Source organism: Mucilaginibacter pineti (assembly GCF_900101875.1).
Lineage (GTDB): Bacteria > Bacteroidota > Bacteroidia > Sphingobacteriales > Sphingobacteriaceae > Mucilaginibacter > Mucilaginibacter pineti.
Map to the genome: position 1 here is coordinate 1 of NZ_FNAI01000047.1, position 1,553 is coordinate 1,553.

The 1,553-nt window shown below is 38.9% G+C and carries 1 protein-coding gene; it reads left to right on the plus strand.

From position 1 onward, the window contains the following. Positions 1–53 precede the first annotated feature (53 nt). Positions 54–1,112 carry an IS110 family RNA-guided transposase gene (locus BLS59_RS31090; RefSeq protein ID WP_091157929.1) on the plus strand — a complete coding sequence of 353 codons (1,059 nt, stop codon included), beginning with the start codon at positions 54–56 and terminating at the stop codon, positions 1,110–1,112. Positions 1,113–1,553 lie beyond the last annotated feature (441 nt).

Here is a 1,553-nt window from a genome sequence, read left to right on the forward strand (position 1 = left end):
AAGCATATATGTTAAAGCGTTGTTCAATAATTTAGCAACAAAAACATAGGCTTATGCAAACTCCACAATTATTTATCGGCATTGATGTCCATAAGAAGAACTGGTCAGTAAGTATCAGGACTGATCTTTTTGATCACAAAACATTTAATATGACATCCGATCCGGGTATCTTAATAGATTACGTGAACCAACATTTCCAGGGTTATCCCGTCGAATGCTGTTATGAAGCATCATGTTGCGGATTTTTTCCATATCGGCAACTAAGCCTGGCTGGCTGGCACGTTAAAGTTCTCAACCCATCGGACATACCGCAAAGTGCAAAGAATAGGGATCAAAAGAGTGATCGTGTAGATTGCCGTCACCTTGCCAAGCAATTGCAATCCGGCCATCTTACGGGTATATATGTACCTGATGAACAGCAGGAACAATTAAGAAGTCTTTTCAGGCAAAAGGATAACTTAACTAAAGTCATACGCAAATTAAAAAGCCAAATCAAGGGTGAATTACTTTACTATGGTATTAAAATTCCTTTACAGTACGATACGCCGCGATGGACAATGGAATTAACAGCTTGGCTTAACAACATAGAATGGAAGCACGCGTCGGGCCATTCAAGTATGCACAGCAAGCTAAGACATTTAGACTTTGTACGTCAGGAATGGCTGGCTCTTAATACTGAACTCAGAAAGTATGCTTGTAATAACTATGCTGAAGATTATCGATTATTGATGACGATTCCGGGAATCGGGCCAACGATAGCAATTGGTATCCTTGCTGAATTAGGAAACATCAGAAGGTTTAAAAAATTTGACCAGCTCGCCAGTTATGTAGGTTTAATTCCGAGTATTTACAGTAGTGGTGAAACGGTACAAGTAAGAGGGTTGACCTATCGTAGCAAGAGCTTACTTCGTAGCTATTTGGTTGAAAGTGCCTGGGTTGCTGTAAGAAGAGATCCTACCATGCAGGATTATTATCGTAGCCATAAAGGTAAACAGCCCAATAAGATTATAATCAAGGTGGCACATAAACTTTTACGCAGAGTATGGCATGTAATCAAAACAGGAGAAGAATATAAAATCGGGTTTAAGGAGAACCCTGCTGAAGCAAGTTAAATATGGCGCATACGTGTTAGTATATGGAAAACTCTTCGAGTTTACACACATACTAACACGACAATAACAACAATAAAGAATTTTCCCGTTTGTACTCAAAAAAATAAGGGTGACTGCAATATATACCCGGCAGTTGTTACAGGCCAGGCTATTGCACACCAAATAAAAAGGTGACTGCAATGTATAGCCTGCGGCTGATTTACAGTTTGCAAAGTCAAGTAGGCAGCACCTTTTATAATAACCCATAATTAATGCTCGCGGCTCTTTTTTAGGATGACCGCAAATAGGAGACTGAGAAACAAGGGTAATCTTAAGGAATGGCAGAAATTACTGCCGGTGATAACTATTGCCCTAACTGAAGGCTGGCAGAAGAAAAAAATATTTTTTTATGTATAAAAGAGAAAAAATAACCATTTTTATATAAACGCTTTACATAGGAGG